We start from the raw sequence: 19803 nt of genomic DNA on the forward strand, positions 1-19803 counted from the left end.
AAAATGAAGGTATCAAAAGTAGCGGTGATCGGCGCGATCGCAGCAACAGCACTCATCGGCGGTGCCGGATCGGCATCAGCCACGACCCCGGTGGCACACACATCGTGCGACCGCAGCGAAGCGATGCACGCAACATGGGATGTGCACACACCGGCAGACCGGTAATCTGCGTCAACACCGGCGCCACCGGCTTCAAATGGGTGCCCGACGCCACCCGGTAGCTAGCAACTGCGCAAGCGTCCATCGATATCACGCACAACTCGGAACGCCACGAAGCCCCCATCCGATTCTTCGGATGGGGGCTTCGATGTAGACCAACGCGAGGCCAGCTCGTCGAGGTCCTGCTAGCAGCGGTAGCCGACGTATCCCTGGGTCTCCCACGGGTACATCGAGAGACGGAACGCGGAGCACCAGCCGCGACTGGCGTACTGCTGGGCGAACCACCTGTGCCCGGCAACCAGTGCCCAGTAGGCCGACTTGAGCTGCCAGGGCAACGAGGCGGGCGGTGCCGGCGCACGACCCTGCCCCATCGCCGCAGTATCACTCTTGCTCAACCACACCGTGCAACGGCCGCCGCCGCAATCAGCGGTGATCGCCTGTGCGGTGGTCGTCGTCGACAACATAACCCCGAGAACCACCGCAATCGCACCCAGCGCGAGCGCCGCATGCCGAACCAACTTGTGGATCGTCATCATTCTGCCCTCCTATTTCTCGAACATTGATCGCTAACCTAAAGCGAAGGAGCCCTTTTGGGCTTCTTAGGCCGCTACTTATAAGGACTGGCAGGTTGGCGAAAACGTTCGGAACGATCGCCTCTCGGTGATCACGCCATCGCGGCGCCGTAGGCGATGAGCCCAGCCCAAGCACGCGGACGCGGCGACGGTTGAGCCGTGATCCAATCGAGTTTGGCGGACCTGAGGGCGTACACCGCTACTTCCGCGGCGTGAAGTCGGTCCCAAAAAAGGGTCATGATCTCGGCTGTCGACTGATCATCGATTTTGTAGAGCCCACCGATCACTGTTGTTGCACCACGAAGCATGAGCGCGTGCGGGAACCCCCCTAATTCGACCCCGTTCGACGTCGTGATCGAGCTATAGCAGGACGCAAGAACGCACAGCTGAGGGACGACCCACGAGAACACGTCGGCGGCAGTGATTACGGTGCCGTCCGGCATCCGCTTCGCCTGGCCCCAGCCGTGATCGTCCCCACTTCCATGCACTCCCATAGCCAACATCGAAGGACTGTCTCCGGGACCGGCCGTGAAAGCAACACGGAGCTGATCGGCACCGGTGACATGGGTAATTCTGGCGACCTTGCGATTGAGCGCCGCAAGTTCGGTCTCGGTGTGCTTAAGAAGGACCGAATCATAGACCGCCACTGTCGGCTCGATCGACGAAGATGTTTCGACGTGCATCTGAGCGAGCATGCCCGTCATAGAACCGTGCACACTCGTTGCAGCGCGATCAATCAACATCGTCGAGTCGCTGACAGGCAATGCGTCGAAAGGCACGTGATAGAAGCCAGTCGGAACGATTAACAGCCGAACCACATCTTCCGCTGCATGAAGCGTCTCAATCAATACCGGAGGCAAAAGCACATCCGCGAACTGTCTCCGCCAGGCGAAGGTGGCCGACGAGCCGGCGCCTAACGTCGTCAACTTCAGCGGAACGGATACAAGATCCAAATACTCTCGAACGTGACCGTCGTGAACTATCGTCACCCGGCGCAGGACGTCGCGCGAATTGTTGATCGAGGCGGTAGTCGGAGCTGGAAGAGGGAGCAACTGCAATAAGGCTGTGTGGGTGCTACGACCCAAGAGAACACGAGCAGCCGTGATATCACGAATGGACCGAACGTCGCATAAAGCGCCAAGCGGCCCAAGGACTTGCTCAGCGTGTGAAGTGGCACGCTCACGATCCGTAATGATGGCGGCCGATCTCTCACGCATCATCTCGGGCGGCTCGTCGTCGGCGTTTTCGATCGGCGTTCGTCCGCTGCTGTGCTGAACATCCATGGCAGCGGCACGTACCGCCTTGTCGACAGCCGGATCGGCGACCAATTCGGCCAGGATCAGTCCAACCCGGTCACGCCGCGCTGCTTCCATGATCAGATCAGCCGCTGCGTGATCGCCGAGCTGGGCCGCCAACTGCGCTGCGTCGGAAAACACGACTGCGTACCTATCCGCTGCAGCCGCACGATCCGCAGTTGTCGAGATAGTTACCATCAGCTCTGCGACACAGGTAATCGCGTGCAAGAGTCTTTCGAGTTTCTCCGCGCCGCGATTCGGATCATCGCCCACGGCGGCGGCTGCGGCCCGCCATGCCACTGACTCGAGATCTAGGTCCAGCGATACGAGTCCCGGCCGGAGCAAACGTGCAGTGTCCAGTGCCTCTGCCTCTGCGTCTTTGTCGGGTACAGAAACAGGCGACTGGGCGGCACGAAATTTGAACTCCGTCTGCAGACCACGCAAAAGGGCTCGCTCGACGTGATGCCGAGGATCGAGCTCGGTGAGTCGCTGCGTGATCCGCGCGCCTACTTCCGAACTGCCCACCGTTCCGTATCTAACTGCGGCATGTAGAGCCCGCCGACGAGTGTTGCTTTGAGTTGCACCGTCATTGGCGATCAGTAGTCGGTTTGTCAGATCGGCTATGGGTGGATTCGCATCCAGAAGTTCTATACGCGCCCGCGAAATCGCGACTGCATGGCGACCGTTTCCAGCGAAGTCACGCCAAGCGTGTTCGGCTGCGTCGAGTAGCGCCAACGCGTTGTCTCTTGCCGTGCGATCCTTTGCGATCGCACCGGAGTCGTAGAGGTTCAATGCGAGGTCGTACAGGTCGTTGCCTAGGTTTGAAAGTAGGGTGACCGATCGTGCTTGCGTGTATCTCGCAACCAACGCCATGGCGGTATCACCGCGTATCGCTTCCGGCGCAACGTCGTCTCCCAGCCGTCGCACACGAAGCGCTATTCGCCTCTGCAGATATTGCGTCGAGCGCCCGAAATCGGTGAGCTTACGAGCGTTCTCGCTGACGCACCCCATCCAGTACATCTGCATAGGAATGTCGTCGGGGTGCTGCTCCGCGAGGGTGCTGAGCTCCCGCTCGGTTGACAGGAATGCCTGGACGTCCCTGCGCGCTCGCTCGACACGCGCCCTACGTGACAGCGCCCAGCTCAGATCTTTGGCGCGGGCCGGCGCGGACGATGCGAGTAGGACGAGTTCGTCGGCCGACCGCTGAGCCGACGACACGTCAAGGGCATCGATATGTCTCGAGATGGAATACAGCATGCACCGATAGACCAATTTGAAAGCAAACGACGGATGGGCATCCTTCTCTAAGAAGGGCGCGACTCGAAACAGCCAGTGAGCTTCCACGTCGGCTCCCGCCGCGACAACGAGCTCCCGAGAGACGGCAAATTCATGAGCTGCTGTCGAGTGAGCATTCATCGATTTCAGTCGGCTTCCGAGTACAAAATGTGCGTAGCCTGCAATCAATGGGTCGTCGGCAGAAGATATGTCGGCTACTGCGCGGCGCGCGTTCTCAAGCGCAGGTGAAAGTTCTCCGTCAGCGTCGGACCCGGTGGCTTGATAGAGGAGATTGCACTGCCCTAAGACTCTGTATCCAGCGCTTCGCTCGGAAGGCCAACCTTCGATCTCAGTGTCCAGAAGTTGTGCTGCGGCGGCCCGGATTGTCTTTTTGCGAGGTCTCCCTGAGGGAAACCCTCCAATACGAAGACTGGTCAGTGACTCGTTGACGAGTTTTGACCCGGCTATGCAGATGCACACCAGCAGTTCGCATCGGTGGTCATGTTTTGCCGAACTCGCGGCCGATAGAACCGCATCCCAGTTCTCCCACACATCGGTCTTCTCAGTCATGGTCGATGGCCGCACTGTGTTCAATCCATCCTTTACGCAGGGATCCGCGTGGTCGAAACACAGTGACAGAGCCGACCCAAGCGGGTAGGGGGAACCGCTCATCGCCGATGTTCGTGGCCACCAACGGAAACCGAATGACGCGAGAATCGTTGGTGAACTCGACGGCGGCAACTAAGTGCTCGGCGCCGCTTTGCGGCGTCTCAGTAACGGGGATCGAGGCGTGCAGACGCACGGTGTCAACGCCCTGGTCAGCCGTGATACTCATTTCTGCGGTATCGCTCATGTCTCCGCCCAGGAGTCCACGGACAACGGGATCTTCCGAGACGATTTCGAAGATGTGGTCACCGCTATTGTCGCCCCGGTGCGACAGCGTGGATTCCGCCCAGTCTGCGATCGAATCCTTCAGGTTGGCGTCAGTCAAGTAGTCGTCGACTTGAGAACTGTCCTGGCCGAGGTTGACCATCATGCGGCGTAACGCTGTTGCTTCCGCATGTTGTTCGTGTGCGTCGTCTCGCAGAGGCTGCGCGAGATTGGAGTGCATAAGAAGGTCCATCAACGCCTCGTATTCGGCGTGATTCTCGGGTGCGTTGTCGATGTTCTCGTGTTCGTTCGTCACGGTGTTCCTTTTCCTCACAAATAGGCTGGCAGTCGTTAACCCCGACGCTCAGATGACTTCAGTATTCGGTTGCGTCTCGAATCAGGTCGCGCAGTTCCGGATACACCTGAGCGATCCTCTTCCGGATGTCGGCGCGTTGTCGACGAATAGTTCCCGCTGGAACACCGAGAATGCGTCCAGCTTCGACGGCTGAAAATCTGTCGAACTCGTAGCTGTCTTTGTCCCACAACAACAGTGCGGTCCGACGGTGAGCGGGGCCGAGTTCGGCTATCCCACCGAGAACTGTTGTGCGCGCGATGTTATGGACCGTGACACGATGAGGCGACAGCTGGACTTCGTTTGGCGGCTCTGGCCGTTCATCGAGTGTTACCGGCCGACTTGGACCCAAACGACCTGGGCGATCCGTCTTCGCAGCCCACGTCAAGTAAGTGTTCACAACGACTCGCATTAGGTATGAATACGGAGAGTCGACACTCACCGGCCTTCCTAAGCTGCGGATGAGGTTGATCATCGCCTCTTGTGCGATGTCCTCGGCATCCGCGCTATAGCCCTGCGCGCCACAGATTTCTGCTGCCGCACGAATCAAGAGTCGATTGATTTCCTTGATTGTCATCGCGAAGCGCTCCTCTAGCGCCTCCATCACGAAGTCACCCTGTCCTGCTCGACTACCTATCGTCACCAAGTCACCTACCTCTCGTATCTGGACCTCGAGATCGTTGCTACTCCAATAGACTGCTGCGCGGATCAAAACGTTCGCTTGAACGCGTTACCTGATTCGGTTGCACACTGCGATCTCCCCACGCCCAACATCGTTACCCCGTCTAGATACCGGGAAGGCCCCGCCCGGCGGAGCGCTGCAACCGTATTTCGCAGTGATCGGAACTCACCCGGGGTGCCGGGGATCGTGACCGGCGCTACCCCCCGTGCCGACGGGTAGACGTAGATGCCGTGCTTGCAACGTCTGTACCGCCACCCAGCGGTCTCGATCGCTTCGAACAGGGTTCTCCATTCTGTACGTCGTGCCATCCGTCCACTCCGTTCGTATCGATGCAGGCCGATACAGAGACAGACAAGGTCAACACTAAAAACGTTCGAATCAGATACACGCCAACCTCGGCCACCGCTGCCGCTCATGGCAGTTTCGAACCGGAAACGCATGCGCTTGTCCATTCACGGCGCACGAACGATGCTCGCTCGTCGCCCGCCGCTCCCGGAGTGGCCGAGCGCGGGCCTGCAATAACGAGCGCAGTCATAGCGAGCCAGTTCATATTCCAAGCAACCATCAGCCCCACTCGATCCCGAACATTGATGCAGTGAGTATGGCGTGCCGCTCGGCCTCTTCTCCGCCATCTATGTGTACTGGGCCGGGTATCGCAATTGCCTGCAGAATCGGATCGGTAAATTGCTCGGCGGCGGTCCGTGCAGTGTTCTTCAGGATCCGGGAGAGCTCCCGCCAGGAGTTTTCCTCGAAGGCCGTGTCTACGGCCATGGTCGGGCAATCGACCTGGATCGGGCGGTCCTCGATCCTCTGCAACACTGGCTCGATACCGGGTCGACGAACGTGCGCGACTCCCTCTCGCAGGAGGACTGTCGCCGCGTCGCGGTACTCGTCGTTGCAAGCTCCGGATCACAGAGTTTGTCGCTTCTACTGTCTTTGACCAAGGACTTTCCGGACACGGAATCCGTGCCGAGCCAGTCGCTGAATCTGCCCGCGGAGATCGACGTCCTCATTGTCGTTGTTGGTGATCAGGTCCTAAGCTTCACGGCCTCGAACGGATGGAAGCGCGTCATCCGCGCTACGTAAACAACCAGGGTGAGGACGGGCATGTTGCCTATGTTCTGGTGGCGGAAGACAGCCTCGCAAATATCGACAGAGCAGCGTGCCAGCGGAGTTTCACAGCAGGGACCCAGGCGTATCAACGCCGCATCCTGGCGCTCCGATTCGTAACCGGGACGCGCTACATTTGCCTGCGATACGGCCTTGGTACGGGACAGATGGCACCTTCCGCAGACCGTTTACACGGTCGATGGTGTGCTTCCGGGTGCGTCTCCGGTGTGTCCGATTGGCGTCGATTCGAAGATGTCGGGACTGCGATCGAGGTGTACCGCGTTGTTGCCTGCGGCGAATATGTTCCCCTACGCGGAGTTTCGCTCCGATCCTCGGAGTCTCGCAAGCTCGATTCAGTCTCGGAGCGTAATCGACGTGTCAAGGGGTGGGCACCATTTGCTGGTCAGTGAGCGTGTCGAAATGCTGGCGCTCTAGGGATGCATCGGTGCGGGCGATGTAGCCGCTGAGCGAGTAGAAGTCACACCGTCATCGAAGGCAGGTGGGAGATATCGCTCGATTCTGTTGTCCTACATATGTCCGCCAACTCCGGGTGATTCGCGTATGGGAGGCATCCCGTTTGCGTACCAATACCGTCTAGGTAGCGTCCCGAGGTTGTCTCTCGCGGGTTGCTTGGCACTCCGAGCCACTGCCTTTTCGGGCGGTCGTAGCGCGCCGGACCCCTCGATAGGCGGAACGTGTCGAGAAAATCTTGGCGTCCGCTGTCACACGGTGATTTGCGGGCGGATCTTCCTCCAGTCAGAAGGGCTCGTCGGTATCGGCGAGCGACCTCGAAGACCAGGAGGACATCGTGGGCGAAGCAACCGGGTGGCCGGCGACCGTGGTCGAAGTACTTGCCGACGGATGGCCTGTCGACCTTGTCGAGTACGGCCGAGAGCAGTGCCGCGTCTGCGATCGGGCTGGGGAGTACACGACACCGACCACGACACTGACTGTTCGTTTGAGACGTACACGTCGGCAGCATGCAGAACGTCGCGTGGCGATAGCGGAGCTGGATGCCCACACGATTGCGTCGCTGGAGTCCGCCGATGAAATCGCCGAACTCGCTGTGGCCGGCGGTCGTCGATGAGTGCCCCATTGCAACAACAACCCGGGGCGCGGTTCACCCGCTCGCCGCGGGTGCCGTCCTTGCCTCCGCGGCATCACACCTATCGGCGCGACAGCTTCTGTTTCGGAGTGTCCGCGGTCGGTGCCTTTGCCGGCGCGCCGATCGTTGGTCTCGATCCATGGGCAGGGCCGGCCGCCGCCGTGGCCACGTTCGCTTCGATCGCGACAGCGATCTTCGGGCGGCGCAAGGAGCTGCGCGACGCACTCCTCGACGAGGTCATCGAAGACGTGTGCCCGATCCTGGGACTACCCGAAGCAACGCGCGCGGCCCTGATCGTGAAGCGCTGGCTGCGAGGGTGGGAGTGGCCAGGACTGCCGGAGAAGCTCGTCGTTCACTACGACTCTGCACAAGCGGTCAACGATTCGACCTGGATCGACGACATTGCTGCGGTGTTCGAAGCGCACGGGTGGGGTTTCTTCGAACTCGATCGGCATGATCACGCGCGCCGGCGGCTCACGTTCTACGCCGCGGAACCGCCCGAACCCTCGGCGTCCGATAGTGACCATGTCATCCGCGCCAAGCGGATCGTTGCGCAGTTGTTGGGGCCTTCGGCGACAGTGAGTGCGATCGATGTATCCGCCGACACCGGTGATGTGACGTCGATGGAGGTTCGTCACGAGCTCGGCGCGAAGCTGGAATCCGACGGCTATCGGACGCGTATCGAGCGTGGTGTCGGTGCCACATTGCCCGGTCGGTGGCGGGCGAAATGGAACCTGCACACCGACTGGGTGCGTTTCGAACAGCGCACAGCTTTTCCCGACTCGGTCTGGTTGCCCGTCGTCGATGTCGACGTCGAGGAAAATCTGCTCGCCACCTACGACAAAGTCGAGATCCCCTACGGCATCGACGAAGACGGCAATGAAGTCTTCTGGCGGCCGGCGATCGATCCGAACCTGATGCTGATTGGCACCCCGGGCACAGGTAAGACCGTGACCGCGCACAACCTGCTGGTCAGCTTTGCCCGTCACGGGTGGCCGATCTGGGTGCTCGACGGCAAGTACGTCGAGTTCCTTGGGTATCAGGATTGGCCGAACGTACAGGTGGTCGCAACGACCATCGAACAGCAGGTCGCGATGGTCCATCGTGCGCATGAGCTGATGGAGTTTCGGTACCAGTCGATCGTCAGCGGTGAGGCAACCGAAGCCGATTTCGAGCCGGTGCTGGTGTTCCTCGACGAGTGGGCAGAGTTCCGGGGCAACGTCGAGGCCTGGTACACGCAGATCAAAAGCAAAGGTGATCCTCGGCAGCCACCGGTTCTGGGATTGCTCGCGTCGATGGCACGTAAGGCGCGTACCTCACGTGTGCACCTGGTGTTCGGTACGCAGCGCCCCGACGCGCTCTACTTCGTCGGCGACATGCGTGACAACTTCTCGATGCGTATCTCGATGGGTCGACTGTCCCCGCAGGGCGCGTTGATGATGTGGCAGTCCCCGGCGATCGGAACCAGCGTTCCGCGAGGTTGCCGTGGCCGAGGAACGACCGTCAGTGACAACCACAAACCGATCGAGATCCAGTGCTACCGCGTGCCGGATCCACGCAAGGTGGTAGCCGGAAGTTTCGAGGCCGAGTTGCTGGACTCGTTGCGGCCCAAAGTCACTCGCCATCCTCGGCTGCTGATCGTGCCGCCGGAAGCTAAGACCGACATCGACGCCGACGACGAGAAAGTGAAGGTGGCTCCGCTTACCTACTACGACTTCGTCGACGCGGAGTGGGTGTTGGCGGGCTCGCGTCCGGATCTGGATCCGGTATTGCGGCGCCGCAAGATGAATCGGGCGACCGGTGCGCGAATTTCCTCTCCGACAGCGCTTCTGGGCTTACTGCAGCCGGAAGCCTCGTCGTCGAATGTGAATGACGAGCCAGGTGATGTCGGCCCGTGCGTAGCTCCGATCGTCGCGCGCGTCGATACTGCGGCGCGTTCGGCAGAGGCGTCACGGCTGCTGGACAAGCTCGCTGCCACCTCGCAGAGTGCTGGGCCGAGTAAGTCGAGTGGACGTCGCAGCGCGGCGAAGCTCACGCTGGTCGCAGATCCGGAAGACGATGCCCCCGAGAGCGACGGGTCGGATCCAGAAGACGACGAGTACGGCCCGATCGTCGAAATCGCAGCGTGCGAGGTCACGCTGGGGGACCTGCTCTACCTCGAAGAGTCCGGCGACTGGGTTGTCGTCGACACCGACCCTGAGCCCGACATCGTCGAAGACGATCTGCTGTCGCTGACCTGGCGCAGTGACAGCGACGAGGTCGGTGAGCTCGCGCTTCCCGACAGTTCCGCGGTGTCCATTCGGCGGCCCAAACCCATCTATGTCGGCGTGTGACGCGCCCTGCTTTGTCGTAGCTATCCCGCCACCGTCACCGGAGGAATCGAATGCACCCACCACAACCGCCCAGTAAGAACTACCCGCAGGTGTCGTCGGAAGATCAGCTCACCCTGCTGATGGTTGCGCCGTTCGTTCTCGGAATGGCGTTCGCGGCGTTGCCTGCGATGTCGGCGAAGGCGACAGCCTGGTTGGTCGCGCACAACCTTCTCGTCGCCGCTGCGCAGTCACCGCTGTATGCGGTTCCAGGCGGGGACGGGGCGGGGTTGGATCTGCGTCGAATCGTGCTGGTCGTCGCGCTGTTGTCGGTCGCAGCGGCGTTGGCGTTCAGTGGAATTCGGCGCCGCGTCGATCTGAATCGTCAGAATCGGCTGCGGATGGGTGATCGGAAATGATGTCGCCGATCGAGATCGATGACGGTTCAGTCGGCGTCTCTGGCGCGTCGGTGTGCGTCTCGAACGATCGGCAGCGGCAACCCGAGAGTGGATGCGAGCAGCTCGGCCGCTGGGTCGGTCAGTCGAGCTTCTCCGCGTTCGATGCGACCAACAGTGGGTTGGCTCAATCCGATGCGGTCAGCGAGTTGTCGCTGTGTGAGCCCGGCGAGGACACGCAGGTCGGTGAGAGTGCGTTGATCGGGATCGATGTCGACCAAGGCATCGACAAGGATGCCGAGTTCCTCGGCGGCGCGGGCGAGCAGATCCGGCGTGGGGTGGCTTCGGCCGGTTTCCCAGCCGTGGATCGTGGTGGGGTCCACACCGATTTTGCGAGCGAGGGTTCCCCGGGTCATGCCGGCGTTATCGCGCGCGGACTCCAAGGCAGCAGGAACGAAACCGTTCAGTGCCTGGCGTGGGCTCACCGTTTTCTCGCGCTCATCGCTGGACATCATACGATGACTATAGATACCATCTGAAAACACCAACTATAAAAACGATGGAGTGTTCGATGGCGACTTTTACCCACAGCATCACCTCCGCAGCATCTGCGTCCCACGACGTGCACACCTCCGCGCCACATGTTCACGATCGTCACCGCCACACCTGGCCCGATGTCGGAATCACCCCTGTCGACGAGGAAGTCCCATGGCTCCCGCAGCCCCCGCGATAGCCAGCGCGCCGCGCGGCGCTCACCGTCCAAACACCGTGTTGCGGTCCGACCAACCGCAGAAGCGAAACGAGCTTTCGATGACCCTCACTGCCGTTCACCCCGCCCCAAAAACTTCCGCTGCCAAACGGCCTGCTCGAACCTCCGATTCGCAGGCGTCCGGCGCGATCTCACTCGCTAGACTGAACGAGGCCGGGCTCCCGCCCCGGCCGATTTCGCCCAGATGTGACGACGGTTGGTCCCTGACCTCACATCATCAAACGGGCACCCGGGATAGCGGCGGGCAGCCTTGGACAGCTGCTCGCCGCGCCGGGAATCGGAACCCGGAACTGTCTGTTCCCGCCGCCGACATCCGCTATCACGTCAAGGCGCTCGCATGTGCGGGCATGACACTCGAGCTCATCGCCGAGATCGCGGTAGTGGCAGTCACAGATGTCGCGAAGGCACGCTCTCCACGGACAACTGTCATTCCCACGCGCATCGCAGAAGCATTGCTCGCGATCACCTTTCACCCCACCCGCGGCCGAACGCTGACTCCCTCGATCGGCGCACACCGCCGACTACGTGCACTCAACGCCATGGGCTACAACGACGCCGATATCGCTGCTCGGCTCAACGTCCCCCCTGCCACTATCACCGAAATGCCGAAGGCGGAGCTGATCGCATCCACCCTGTGGCACAACATCGTTGAGGTCTACGACGAACTCTCCATGACTCTCGGTCCGGACCACGACCTCCGTACCAGTGCGCGAGCTGCAGGCGTCGTTCCCCCGCTCGGCTGGGACGACGACGACATCGATCACCCACGAGCGGCCCGGCAAGATCGCGTTCGCGGTCCGATCCAGGAAGAAGATCACGCAGCGATCATCCGTGCGGTTCGTGGTGACCGTGTTGCACTTCGTGTCGCCGACAAGCGCACTCTCGTGCGGTTGGCAGTGCAGCGGAAATGGTCTGCGCCCAGGCTCGCTCACGCTCTCGGCATCACCGCAGAGTCGGCGCATCGAGAGATGAGTCGCTCCCGGCATGAGACCGACGTGGCAGCGACGACGGCGCGAGCGACGCCAGCATCGCAAGTCGGCGACCAAGGCGCGTGTGCCGCTCCCGCAAACCCAGGCTTGCCCCGCCGCGCAACGCGGCGCGCACCCGTGCACCGCTCGCCGCTCACGCAGATGAATCTGGCGGCCAGGGAACGATTCAACCCATTCCGGATCAGTCCGTATGTGCCGCAGATGCATTGTCGCCACATCGATTCCGATCAACACAACCAGCATCAGAACCTCTCGAACGGAGTTCGGACATGTGTGAATCGTTCGCAATCGCCCTCGATCGACTCTCTGCGCGCGACGCCTCAGAGCGTCTCGCGTCGGGTCTCCTCGACGCCGACTTCACTACCGCCGAAACCAGTGTTCGTTGGCTGTGGTTCGCCGAATTGCTCGACTCGGCATGGGGACTCAGCGGACGGCTTCGCGACACCCGCCAGCTGGACACAGCCGGTTTACGCTGCCTCGAATACATTTCCGACCTCTGCCGACGCCAGATCGCCCGCACCACGCTCGCTGCTGAGTGGACCACTGCTGCCGATGTCGCAGACCGAGCGGCACGACACCAACAAGACGTCGGTACCACCGCGGCGTACATGGCGCTCGCCGCCGCCCATGCTTTGGCTCTCGAATGTCTCGACGCACCACCGGAAGGTTGCGATACAGCTGGTTTCGCCTTCCATGCGCTTGCGCTCGCCGCACCCGACGACTCGACTGCCAGAGAGTGGATTCACCAGGCTCTCGACGAGCTGGATCGCTGTGCAGACATCGTGCCTATGTCTGTGCGATATCCATCCGGATCCGATCATCTGGTGGACGTGATCGCATCATGACCTTAACCAGGCACAAGCCGACACATGCTCTACAAGAACCGCTTTCAGCGGCTTCGATCTATCCGTCCTCCACTCTCGTCGACATGGTTTGCGTGGATTGTTCGCAACCGGTCGACATCGGTATCGGCGAACTCCGCTGCGAGGTCTGCGGCACCTGGTGGTCGGCGACAGCCGCCGACGGAGAGATTGGCAGTACCTTCGATGAACCTGCAGGACAACAACAATGGACCTGATCGAGCAGAGCTCCGTTGCCGATCCTGGCTACATGAAGGGCCTCGAAGACGCTGCACACCTCGTGTATGCCGTGGTCGCCACAATGGGGCAGCACGCCGATGCCGCCTCTGCCTATCGCGCGGTAGCGCGGATGATCGACATGGTGCGATGCCCAGAATGCAGTCCCGCAGGGTTTCTCGGTCGTCCATCGCTCGTGGCGTCGCCCGCGCCGTGTACCCATCCGAGCATCGTCAGCTGGCTTGCACCCGAGTTGTCCGCCTCCACCGAAATTGCGTCACAGTGAAAGCCCGAACGATCATCCTGCTGTGTGTCGCGTCGGCAACCCTTGCCGCTGGGTGTGTGCCCGAAAAGCTCAGTGCGCCAGTGTCGCCCGGCCCCGTCGCCCCGGCGCAGCACGTCGGAACCGGGACCGAAATTTCGGACCTGCTGGCACGCATCCGAATTGTGGAGAAGCTGCCGGATCTGGCGGGCTACGACCGCGACTGTGGACGTCGCGACGGCTGCGTCTTCGGGCCTGCATGGACCGACGACTACATCGGTCCGGGCTCGCATGACGGCTGCGACACTCGAAATCAATTGCTGGCCTACGCAATGCGGGATGTGATGTTCAAGCCCGGCACACACAACTGCAAAGTGCTTGAAGGCACACTCGATGAGCCCTACACCGGTCGGACTGTCCGGTTCACCTCTCGCGAACCCAAAGCTGTTGCCGTCGACCACATGTTTCCGCTCTCGCGTGCATGGGATGCCGGTGCAGCGTCATGGACATTGGAACAACGCAAGAGTTTCGCAAATGATCTGCAGGACAACTTTTTTGCCGTGGACGGACGGGAGAACCAACGCAAGTCCGACAGTGGACCCGATCACTGGATGCCCGACAATGTTGCCTTTCGTTGCGAGTACACCCGCCGCTACCTGACCGTGGCCGCCAAGTACGACCTTCTCGTCACAGTCGGCGACGTGCGCGTTGCGCAGTCTGCCTGTCAGGAACACGCGAGATGAGATCCGGTCCGATCGCCTCGCCAAAACTGGGCCGCACCGCGTAAGAATAGGGATGGACGCGTCCACAGTCGGGGAGAGGTGGAGGGGGACATGGCCAATATCGATCGTAACGATACGTCGGCGACGTTTGTGTGGTCGGAAATCCCCTGCGAATTCTGCGCGGAGTTCCCGCAGTACCTTCCCGGCGATCGTGGACGGCCCTTTGTCCGCGCGGCACGATGGGCAGTCGTGGTGAAGGATTGTTGCCTGGCCGACAGCCCGGTCGACTACCTACTGTGCGCGGAGCATTGGTCGATGATCCGAGACCAGCCACTCCCCGGCGAATGTCGCCGATGCGGCGCAGTTGCGCACAGCCTCAACGAGATCGTGGTGACCAGCATGCCTGTGGGCAAGTCAGTCGCCGGATTCTTTCTCGGAGCGACCTAGCAGTCGATCGCGGTTGTCGCGCAAGAGATCGCACGCCTCGATGGGCAAACGTCACCGGGTGGAATGACAACCACTGTCATCGCACACAACGCCGTCCTCCTCGGTGATCCCGCAGGGAAGGCCGGACTCGCAAACGTATTCAGTCGGTCCGGAATCCGGCACGATCTGGCCTTGGACGAATACGTCGCGAACGTTCTGGCAATAGTCCGAATACCCGGTCACTGTGCCGTCCGACCAGGTCGTCTCGACCGGGTTGTACCCGGATTGACAGCCCACGATTGTTGCGGGCTCGGGTTCGATCGTCGCGGGCGCGGTTTCCACCACCGTGGTAGGCGCAGGCAGCGCTACTGGCGTGCTCGTTGCGGCCTCCGTCGTGGCTGTCGCCACGGAAGACGGCGAAGAATCAGACGCGGCATCGTCGACTCCACACGCGGACAGAATGAGAGCGAGAGCTCCGACAAGTACGACGACGAGCTTACTTTGCATGACTCGACTTTCTGGGTTGTGACGGGGTCGCCCGGTTCCAATAACCGCGACTTGCGACGTCTACGCCGCAGTTTCTCGGGTCCGTCCCCTGTCGGTGACAATGCTCGGTCTGTTACGGCAGCAGGCCGGTGACATCTCTCTGCCCGCATGCGCGGGAAGGCAATCGTCGATCTTGTGCACACCCCGCCAATCCCCGCCCGACCCCGCCTGCCCCGGGCGCAGCTGAGCCCGCAGATCGTGATCAAAAAGAACATTCGCGCACGGGTGTCACACAGATGTCGATTGCCGGATCTTCCTCCAAGTAAGAACAGCCAGCAGCAGGAGGAAAGTCGTTGTGACGCAGATACACATGGCCACCCGGACCAGCCTCGGCGTCGTCAACGCTGTCCACACCCGCTCCTACCGTCCACCTATGACCACCATCCTCGATCGCCGCAGTGTTGTCGTCGCCGACGATGGAACACCACTCGCAGTTCGTGAAATAGGTTCTCGGGCAGCACCAGTAACAGTCGTCTTCGCCCATGGCTTCTGTCTGCACATGGGGGCGTGGGCACCTCAGCGGATCAGGCTGGCACACGCATGGTCCGGTCGAGCTCGGCTGGTCTTCTTCGACCACCGAGGACACGGCGGATCGGGGGAAGGACCTGTCGAGAGCTACACGATCACCCAACTCGGCCACGATCTCGACGCCGTGATTCGAGCAATGGCGCCGCAAGGTCCGCTGATCCTCGTCGGACACTCGATGGGGGGAATGGCGGTCCTGTCCTATATCGCGTCGCATCGAGCGACGGCGGAACAGCGCCTCGCTGGACTCAGCCTCATCGCGACGGCTGCCGGCGACATCGCAGGCAGTGGAATCGGTCGCTTCCTCGCGACGCCGGCCGTGCCGGTACTGCGCGCCGCAGCGGAGTTCGCGCCAACATTGCTGCAGCGAGGCTGGGACCTTACGCGACGACTGCTCGCGCCAGTGATCGGAACTACCTGCCCTTTTCCGATGGCGCAGTCGCCTGTCGCGCAGGCAGCGTCCATGTCCTACGACATGATCCACCGCACCCCGATCGCAACGTTGACGCGACTGTTGTCCGAGTTCAAGGACTTCGACGAAAACCGAGCATTGCCGCTGTGCGCCTCGATCCCGGTCAGCATCGTGTGCGGCACCCACGACAAGGTGACGCCGATACTGCATTCGCATCGGCTCGCCAGTGCACTCCCGACGGCTGAACTCGTCGAGGTGCCCGGGGCGCGGCACATGGTGGAGCTGGAACGCCCCGACATCGTCTCAGCGAGCCTCGATCGGTTGCTCGGCCGCGTCGAAGCCTCACAGCCCGCAGGATTCCCATCTCCAGTGTTGAGCGTGGGCGCATGACAGCCGGAGCGCTCGGTGCGTTCCCCCAACCCGCGCTGGCGACGTCGCTTCGCAGTAGTCCCATTGCCGGAATCGAAACAGCCGCCGAACGAGAAAAAGGTCAGAGAGGCCGTTGACTATGGATCGTGGTCGCGACGAACCCATCATTGCCCAACTCGGACTCGCGTGTGACATGTGCGATCGCCTGACCAGTACCGGCATGGAGAAAGAGACTGTGCCGGCGGCGGAGTGGGCGGTGAGCTGGAGAGAGTGCTGCAACAACGACCAGGTGCACGGCTTCTTTCTGTGCCAACAACATTGGGATCAAGTGCGATCGCCGCAGTTCCCCGCCACGTGCGTCTCGTGCGGCACAGTCCGCGCCTCACTCGATGATGTCGTCGTGGTCGCGGGTCGTCTCTACGGGGGCACCGACATCGGAGAGCAGCGATGACGCGGGCAACGGATCGGCCGCCGGTGGAGGCGGAGGACGCTGTCCGCGATCTGATCGACCAAATTACTGTGCGCGTAGTTGACGGCGAACTCGCAGCCGCGTTGGATCGCATTCACATGCAGTCGCTGCCGCCGGCTACCGCGAAAGCGCTCACAGCACGTGCGAAAGTCCACATCGACCACGACGACCTCCATGTTCACCCCCGCAAGACCCGAGTGCGGCGCGCAATCACCACCAATGCCCGACTCGGCAGGGAGAACCTACCGATCCCGTTGCCCGTTTTCGCCCCGATCGCTGTGGGGCTCATCGTCATCTTCAGCGGTCTCCTTCCCGACGAAGTCGGCCTTCTCCCCGGCTTCCTTGCGGCGGTGGCGGCGGCCGCGGTCCTGGAAAGTGGTGCTGTGTGGTGGTGGATCCGTCGCGACCCACTTCGTCTGAGTTCACGTGAGAAGCGACTCGTGCAGGCCAGTGCCGCACGTCTGCAGAACTACGCGACGGCGGGGCCTGCGTTGTTCGAACTGCGCACGGTGATCGTGGCGTCGCGCTTGGTCGATTCCATCCGAGCTCTTCGGATATGGAACGACCCGCGAGACGGCAACGTGCTCGACCAACACACGGTTCGACTCGATATCGATGTACAACTGAATGCGATCTTCGACCACGCTGCGGATTTGGCGGACGTGCGCGGTGCGCTCGGAACTCCGGACCAGGGCACAGGCGCGGTAGCCGACGCCGCACGGCTTGCTCTCGGTCAGCGATATCAGACACTCGACGAGATCGGTCGAGCACTTCTAGGCCGGGTGTGCGCCCTGTGGACCTATCGGGAAGACCTCCGTCAGCTCCAGATGCTCATCGATGCGGAGGAGTCGTTGCAGCGAGCCGAGTCGCAGGACACGGCAATCGACGCACTGTTGGTCAATGCCGCCGGCGACGAGCTCGCCACGGCAGACGTCGGTCACGCTGCACTCGATGTGTCGGACATCAGGCGCGCGCGGACGCTCGCATTGATGCAGTTGCATGGCGATGTCGTCGAATTCACCTCCTGGAACGACCCCTCGCGATGAAGTCGACGGCGCTGCGGCGATTGCACTCCAGGTCTGAGCCTCGTGGGTAAATCGCGCAGTCACGACGCTGTGAGCCCGGACCGCGGGCCCGGAAAATTCGACCCCGATCTGGGCGACAGTGCCGTGTCGACGAGAAAAGAGGGTGTCGTCATCTCCTCGGAGCGTTTCGATGAGCGTTCCGAGATCCGCGAAGGCGCACGCGAACTGGACATTGCCACCGAAAAGTTGGCCGGCCTCACTCGTGCACAACGTGACCTCAACCGCGCCTTCCCCCGCGCCACGCCAGCACCAATCGACAACCCTCGACTTCGGCGCCCACTCCCTGCCGAAATAGAGTTGCGTCGCTCCTTGAGTGCCCGGCAACGCAACGCCCGCTCGGTCACGAAAAGGCAAGTGCTCGACGCCTTGCCCGACGCTCAGTACCGCGCTCTCGATGCGCTGGCATCCGATCCGAAGGTATGGCACTCCACCAATGCCGCCTTATCGAACGTATCCGGAGACGCGGTAAGCCTCGACGACGATCAGCGCAAACGCGTGCAACGTGTCGATCGAGCCATCCAACGCTATGAAAAGGCCTCTGGACGTGGACATCTGGTCTACGTGGCCGTCAGCGTTCCGGCGAAAGTGTCCAACCCTCGAGACCTGCCGTCGACATTGCAACCAGGAACCGTCCTGTGCTTCGACCGGTTCACCGGGGCGACACACTCGATGCACGAGCTCGACCCGACCTGTCAACCCGGAGATGCAGTGTTCGAGATCCAAACCGATCGTGGCATGTACATGGGAAACTCCTCGCGGGTGGACAACTCGCATCATCTGCTGCCACGAGGAATCCAATTCCAAGTAGTCGGAACACATTTCGCGCCGTACGAGAGACCGGGTCAACCTCCCGGCGAGCGATTGGTCGTACAGCTCGTCGACGTGTCGGAACCGAAACGCTGAAGAAGGAGATGAACGCTGTGAAGAACGCGGAGTCCGACAAAGATAAGACTGATAGCAGTGAGGGGCGTGGTCGTCGATCACGTGCAGATATCACGTTTCATCCCGATATCTTCGGAGCCCCTGCGCCTTTCAAGGTGGTGTCCGTGCCGGAGTCCACTCCCGAGACGACGAATCCGAGCGGACCTGCGGAAGCCTGACAAAACTGGTGGTCCGTGCCGGATACTCCGGTGAACACGCACGCACCACCGGAGGGGTACCCAATGACCTACCCACCACCAAACGGAGTACCCCCACATCAGCCCTACCCGTACGGCCCCCCACCTGGATATCCCCCAACGCAATACCCCTACCCACCTAACCAGCCACCCCCATCCAAGGGTCTCGGCGTCGGCAAAGTACTCCTCATCATCGCCGCAGCAGTCGTCGGATTCATCGTCTTCATCGGCGTACTCGGCGCAGCTCTCGGAAGCGACAAGGACGAGCCAGTAGTCACCAACATCGGCGCCACCCCATCGGTCGTCGAGGACAAACCCGCCGATCCTCCCACCGACAAAGCCGCGCCGATCGCTGGGACAATCACCTACCCAGACGGCCTCGCCGCTCGAATCTCCGGCGTCACATCAGGACCCTCATCGAACCAGTTCGACTCGGACGGCCCGCTCACGCTCATCTCGTTCGAACTACGCGCGACAAAAGACAAAACACTCGACGCTGCCGATTGGTCGCCGCCCTACCTCAACTACGGGCCTGGTGGCACAGCCGCCGAACACACAATCATTGCCGGCGACGTCAACGGCATAAGCCCCGCAGACTTCAGCGGAACTGGTCTCATCCAGCCTGGCGGGGTCGTTACGGTGACATTCGCCTACGAGATTCCGCTCGAACAACTCACCTCGGTCACCATCACTCCACGCTGGCCCGGACGGATGACCTGGGGCGGCGACCTGACAACCATCCCGCCGTCGCGCTAACCTCCGGCTTTCACCGTAATTCAGTCTGAGACTGTGTCATTCATGAAGAAAGATGCTCTGACCAGGGATAATTCGGCATGCTGAGGGCTGAAGTATCTCAAGGATCGAAGCACCAATCTGGTGGGCAAGTCTACGTCGTTGTATCCGCGGCTGTC

Annotated in this window: 20 protein-coding genes; 14 read left to right on the forward strand and 6 right to left on the reverse strand. The window is 61.5% G+C overall.

Annotated elements, in window-relative coordinates; translation table 11 throughout:
• The first annotated feature begins 3 nt into the window (after nucleotides 1–3).
• Nucleotides 4–165, forward strand: coding sequence for a hypothetical protein (locus ACHIRB_RS30355; protein ID WP_395113328.1), 162 nt, complete (start codon nucleotides 4–6; stop codon nucleotides 163–165).
• A gap of 179 nt (nucleotides 166–344) precedes the next feature.
• Here ACHIRB_RS30355 and ACHIRB_RS30360 read toward each other — a convergent pair whose 3' ends face one another.
• The 4 genes from ACHIRB_RS30360 to ACHIRB_RS30375 all read right to left on the reverse strand — a co-directional run bounded on the left by ACHIRB_RS30360 (nucleotide 345) and on the right by ACHIRB_RS30375 (nucleotide 5100).
• On the reverse strand, nucleotides 345–695 hold the full coding sequence (locus tag ACHIRB_RS30360) for a hypothetical protein (protein ID WP_395113329.1): 351 nt from the start codon (nucleotides 693–695) through the stop codon (nucleotides 345–347).
• 128 nt (nucleotides 696–823) lie between these two features.
• Nucleotides 824–2104: a CHAT domain-containing protein gene (locus tag ACHIRB_RS30365; RefSeq protein ID WP_395127827.1), complete on the reverse strand. Its 1281-nt coding sequence runs from the start codon at nucleotides 2102–2104 to the stop codon at nucleotides 824–826.
• A gap of 1759 nt (nucleotides 2105–3863) precedes the next feature.
• The gene (locus tag ACHIRB_RS30370) at nucleotides 3864–4337 is read right to left on the reverse strand and encodes a hypothetical protein (RefSeq protein ID WP_395127828.1); all 474 of its coding nucleotides are present in this window, start codon (nucleotides 4335–4337) and stop codon (nucleotides 3864–3866) included.
• A 208-nt stretch (nucleotides 4338–4545) separates the two neighbouring features.
• Nucleotides 4546–5100 carry an RNA polymerase sigma factor gene (locus tag ACHIRB_RS30375; RefSeq protein WP_395127829.1) on the reverse strand — a complete coding sequence of 185 codons (555 nt, stop codon included), beginning with the start codon at nucleotides 5098–5100 and terminating at the stop codon, nucleotides 4546–4548.
• Between the two features lie 711 nt (nucleotides 5101–5811).
• On the opposite strand from ACHIRB_RS30375, the gene ACHIRB_RS30380 reads away from it, so the two are divergent.
• The 4 genes from ACHIRB_RS30380 (at nucleotide 5812) to ACHIRB_RS30395 (ending at nucleotide 10148) form a co-directional block, all read left to right on the forward strand.
• Nucleotides 5812–6291, forward strand: coding sequence for a hypothetical protein (locus ACHIRB_RS30380; protein WP_395113332.1), 480 nt, complete (start codon nucleotides 5812–5814; stop codon nucleotides 6289–6291).
• Nucleotides 6292–7123: 832 nt separating this feature from the next.
• Nucleotides 7124–7402, forward strand: coding sequence for a hypothetical protein (locus ACHIRB_RS30385; RefSeq protein ID WP_395113333.1), 279 nt, complete (start codon nucleotides 7124–7126; stop codon nucleotides 7400–7402).
• On the forward strand, nucleotides 7399–9753 hold the full coding sequence (locus ACHIRB_RS30390; protein ID WP_395113334.1) for an FtsK/SpoIIIE domain-containing protein: 2355 nt from the start codon (nucleotides 7399–7401) through the stop codon (nucleotides 9751–9753). Before ACHIRB_RS30385 ends, ACHIRB_RS30390 begins: the two co-directional genes overlap by 4 nt.
• A 50-nt stretch (nucleotides 9754–9803) precedes the next feature.
• Nucleotides 9804–10148, forward strand: a complete 345-nt coding sequence (locus tag ACHIRB_RS30395) for a hypothetical protein (RefSeq protein WP_395113335.1) — start codon at nucleotides 9804–9806, stop codon at nucleotides 10146–10148.
• Between the two features lie 26 nt (nucleotides 10149–10174).
• Here the strand turns inward: ACHIRB_RS30395 and ACHIRB_RS30400 are convergent, their stop codons facing one another.
• On the reverse strand, nucleotides 10175–10639 hold the full coding sequence (locus ACHIRB_RS30400) for a helix-turn-helix domain-containing protein (protein ID WP_395113336.1): 465 nt from the start codon (nucleotides 10637–10639) through the stop codon (nucleotides 10175–10177).
• 1512 nt (nucleotides 10640–12151) lie between these two features.
• On the opposite strand from ACHIRB_RS30400, the gene ACHIRB_RS30405 reads away from it, so the two are divergent.
• The 4 genes from ACHIRB_RS30405 to ACHIRB_RS30420 all read left to right on the forward strand — a co-directional run bounded on the left by ACHIRB_RS30405 (nucleotide 12152) and on the right by ACHIRB_RS30420 (nucleotide 14389).
• Nucleotides 12152–12727, forward strand: a complete 576-nt coding sequence (locus ACHIRB_RS30405) for a hypothetical protein (protein ID WP_395113337.1) — start codon at nucleotides 12152–12154, stop codon at nucleotides 12725–12727.
• 223 nt (nucleotides 12728–12950) lie between these two features.
• On the forward strand, nucleotides 12951–13244 hold the full coding sequence (locus tag ACHIRB_RS30410) for a hypothetical protein (RefSeq protein WP_395113338.1): 294 nt from the start codon (nucleotides 12951–12953) through the stop codon (nucleotides 13242–13244).
• Nucleotides 13241–13963, forward strand: coding sequence for an HNH endonuclease family protein (locus ACHIRB_RS30415; protein WP_395113339.1), 723 nt, complete (start codon nucleotides 13241–13243; stop codon nucleotides 13961–13963). The genes ACHIRB_RS30410 and ACHIRB_RS30415 overlap by 4 nt, the downstream gene beginning before the upstream one ends.
• 90 nt (nucleotides 13964–14053) lie before the next feature.
• Nucleotides 14054–14389 carry a hypothetical protein gene (locus tag ACHIRB_RS30420; RefSeq protein ID WP_395113340.1) on the forward strand — a complete coding sequence of 112 codons (336 nt, stop codon included), beginning with the start codon at nucleotides 14054–14056 and terminating at the stop codon, nucleotides 14387–14389.
• Between the two features lie 51 nt (nucleotides 14390–14440).
• Here the strand turns inward: ACHIRB_RS30420 and ACHIRB_RS30425 are convergent, their stop codons facing one another.
• Nucleotides 14441–14875 (reverse strand): hypothetical protein, encoded by a 435-nt coding sequence (locus tag ACHIRB_RS30425; RefSeq protein WP_395113341.1) that lies wholly within the window; start codon nucleotides 14873–14875, stop codon nucleotides 14441–14443.
• Nucleotides 14876–15209: 334 nt separating this feature from the next.
• On the opposite strand from ACHIRB_RS30425, the gene ACHIRB_RS30430 reads away from it, so the two are divergent.
• The 5 genes from ACHIRB_RS30430 to ACHIRB_RS30450 all read left to right on the forward strand — a co-directional run bounded on the left by ACHIRB_RS30430 (nucleotide 15210) and on the right by ACHIRB_RS30450 (nucleotide 19648).
• Nucleotides 15210–16241, forward strand: coding sequence for an alpha/beta fold hydrolase (locus tag ACHIRB_RS30430; RefSeq protein ID WP_395113342.1), 1032 nt, complete (start codon nucleotides 15210–15212; stop codon nucleotides 16239–16241).
• Between the two features lie 112 nt (nucleotides 16242–16353).
• On the forward strand, nucleotides 16354–16671 hold the full coding sequence (locus ACHIRB_RS30435; RefSeq protein ID WP_395113343.1) for a hypothetical protein: 318 nt from the start codon (nucleotides 16354–16356) through the stop codon (nucleotides 16669–16671).
• A complete protein-coding gene (locus ACHIRB_RS30440) occupies nucleotides 16668–17735 on the forward strand; it encodes a hypothetical protein (RefSeq protein ID WP_395113344.1) in 1068 nt (355 codons plus the stop codon). Before ACHIRB_RS30435 ends, ACHIRB_RS30440 begins: the two co-directional genes overlap by 4 nt.
• Nucleotides 17736–17804: 69 nt before the next feature.
• A complete protein-coding gene (locus tag ACHIRB_RS30445; RefSeq protein ID WP_395113345.1) occupies nucleotides 17805–18677 on the forward strand; it encodes a hypothetical protein in 873 nt (290 codons plus the stop codon).
• 260 nt (nucleotides 18678–18937) lie between these two features.
• Nucleotides 18938–19648: a hypothetical protein gene (locus ACHIRB_RS30450; RefSeq protein WP_395113346.1), complete on the forward strand. Its 711-nt coding sequence runs from the start codon at nucleotides 18938–18940 to the stop codon at nucleotides 19646–19648.
• The last annotated feature ends 155 nt before the right edge of the window (nucleotides 19649–19803 follow it).

It is taken from the genome of Antrihabitans spumae (assembly GCF_043944905.1).
Classification (GTDB): domain Bacteria; phylum Actinomycetota; class Actinomycetes; order Mycobacteriales; family Mycobacteriaceae; genus Antrihabitans; species Antrihabitans spumae.

Coding starts and splice junctions, on each gene's coding strand:
- ACHIRB_RS30355 (WP_395113328.1), top strand. CDS start 4: ATGAAGGTATCAAAAGTAGCGGTGATCGGCGCGATCGCAGCAACAGCA.
- ACHIRB_RS30360 (WP_395113329.1), bottom strand. CDS start 695: ATGATGACGATCCACAAGTTGGTTCGGCATGCGGCGCTCGCGCTGGGT.
- ACHIRB_RS30365 (WP_395127827.1), bottom strand. CDS start 2,104: ATGGAAGCAGCGCGGCGTGACCGGGTTGGACTGATCCTGGCCGAATTG.
- ACHIRB_RS30370 (WP_395127828.1), bottom strand. CDS start 4,337: ATGATGGTCAACCTCGGCCAGGACAGTTCTCAAGTCGACGACTACTTG.
- ACHIRB_RS30375 (WP_395127829.1), bottom strand. CDS start 5,100: ATGACAATCAAGGAAATCAATCGACTCTTGATTCGTGCGGCAGCAGAA.
- ACHIRB_RS30390 (WP_395113334.1), top strand. CDS start 7,399: ATGAGTGCCCCATTGCAACAACAACCCGGGGCGCGGTTCACCCGCTCG.
- ACHIRB_RS30395 (WP_395113335.1), top strand. CDS start 9,804: ATGCACCCACCACAACCGCCCAGTAAGAACTACCCGCAGGTGTCGTCG.
- ACHIRB_RS30400 (WP_395113336.1), bottom strand. CDS start 10,639: ATGATGTCCAGCGATGAGCGCGAGAAAACGGTGAGCCCACGCCAGGCA.
- ACHIRB_RS30405 (WP_395113337.1), top strand. CDS start 12,152: ATGTGTGAATCGTTCGCAATCGCCCTCGATCGACTCTCTGCGCGCGAC.
- ACHIRB_RS30410 (WP_395113338.1), top strand. CDS start 12,951: ATGGACCTGATCGAGCAGAGCTCCGTTGCCGATCCTGGCTACATGAAG.
- ACHIRB_RS30420 (WP_395113340.1), top strand. CDS start 14,054: ATGGCCAATATCGATCGTAACGATACGTCGGCGACGTTTGTGTGGTCG.
- ACHIRB_RS30425 (WP_395113341.1), bottom strand. CDS start 14,875: ATGCAAAGTAAGCTCGTCGTCGTACTTGTCGGAGCTCTCGCTCTCATT.
- ACHIRB_RS30440 (WP_395113344.1), top strand. CDS start 16,668: ATGACGCGGGCAACGGATCGGCCGCCGGTGGAGGCGGAGGACGCTGTC.
- ACHIRB_RS30450 (WP_395113346.1), top strand. CDS start 18,938: ATGACCTACCCACCACCAAACGGAGTACCCCCACATCAGCCCTACCCG.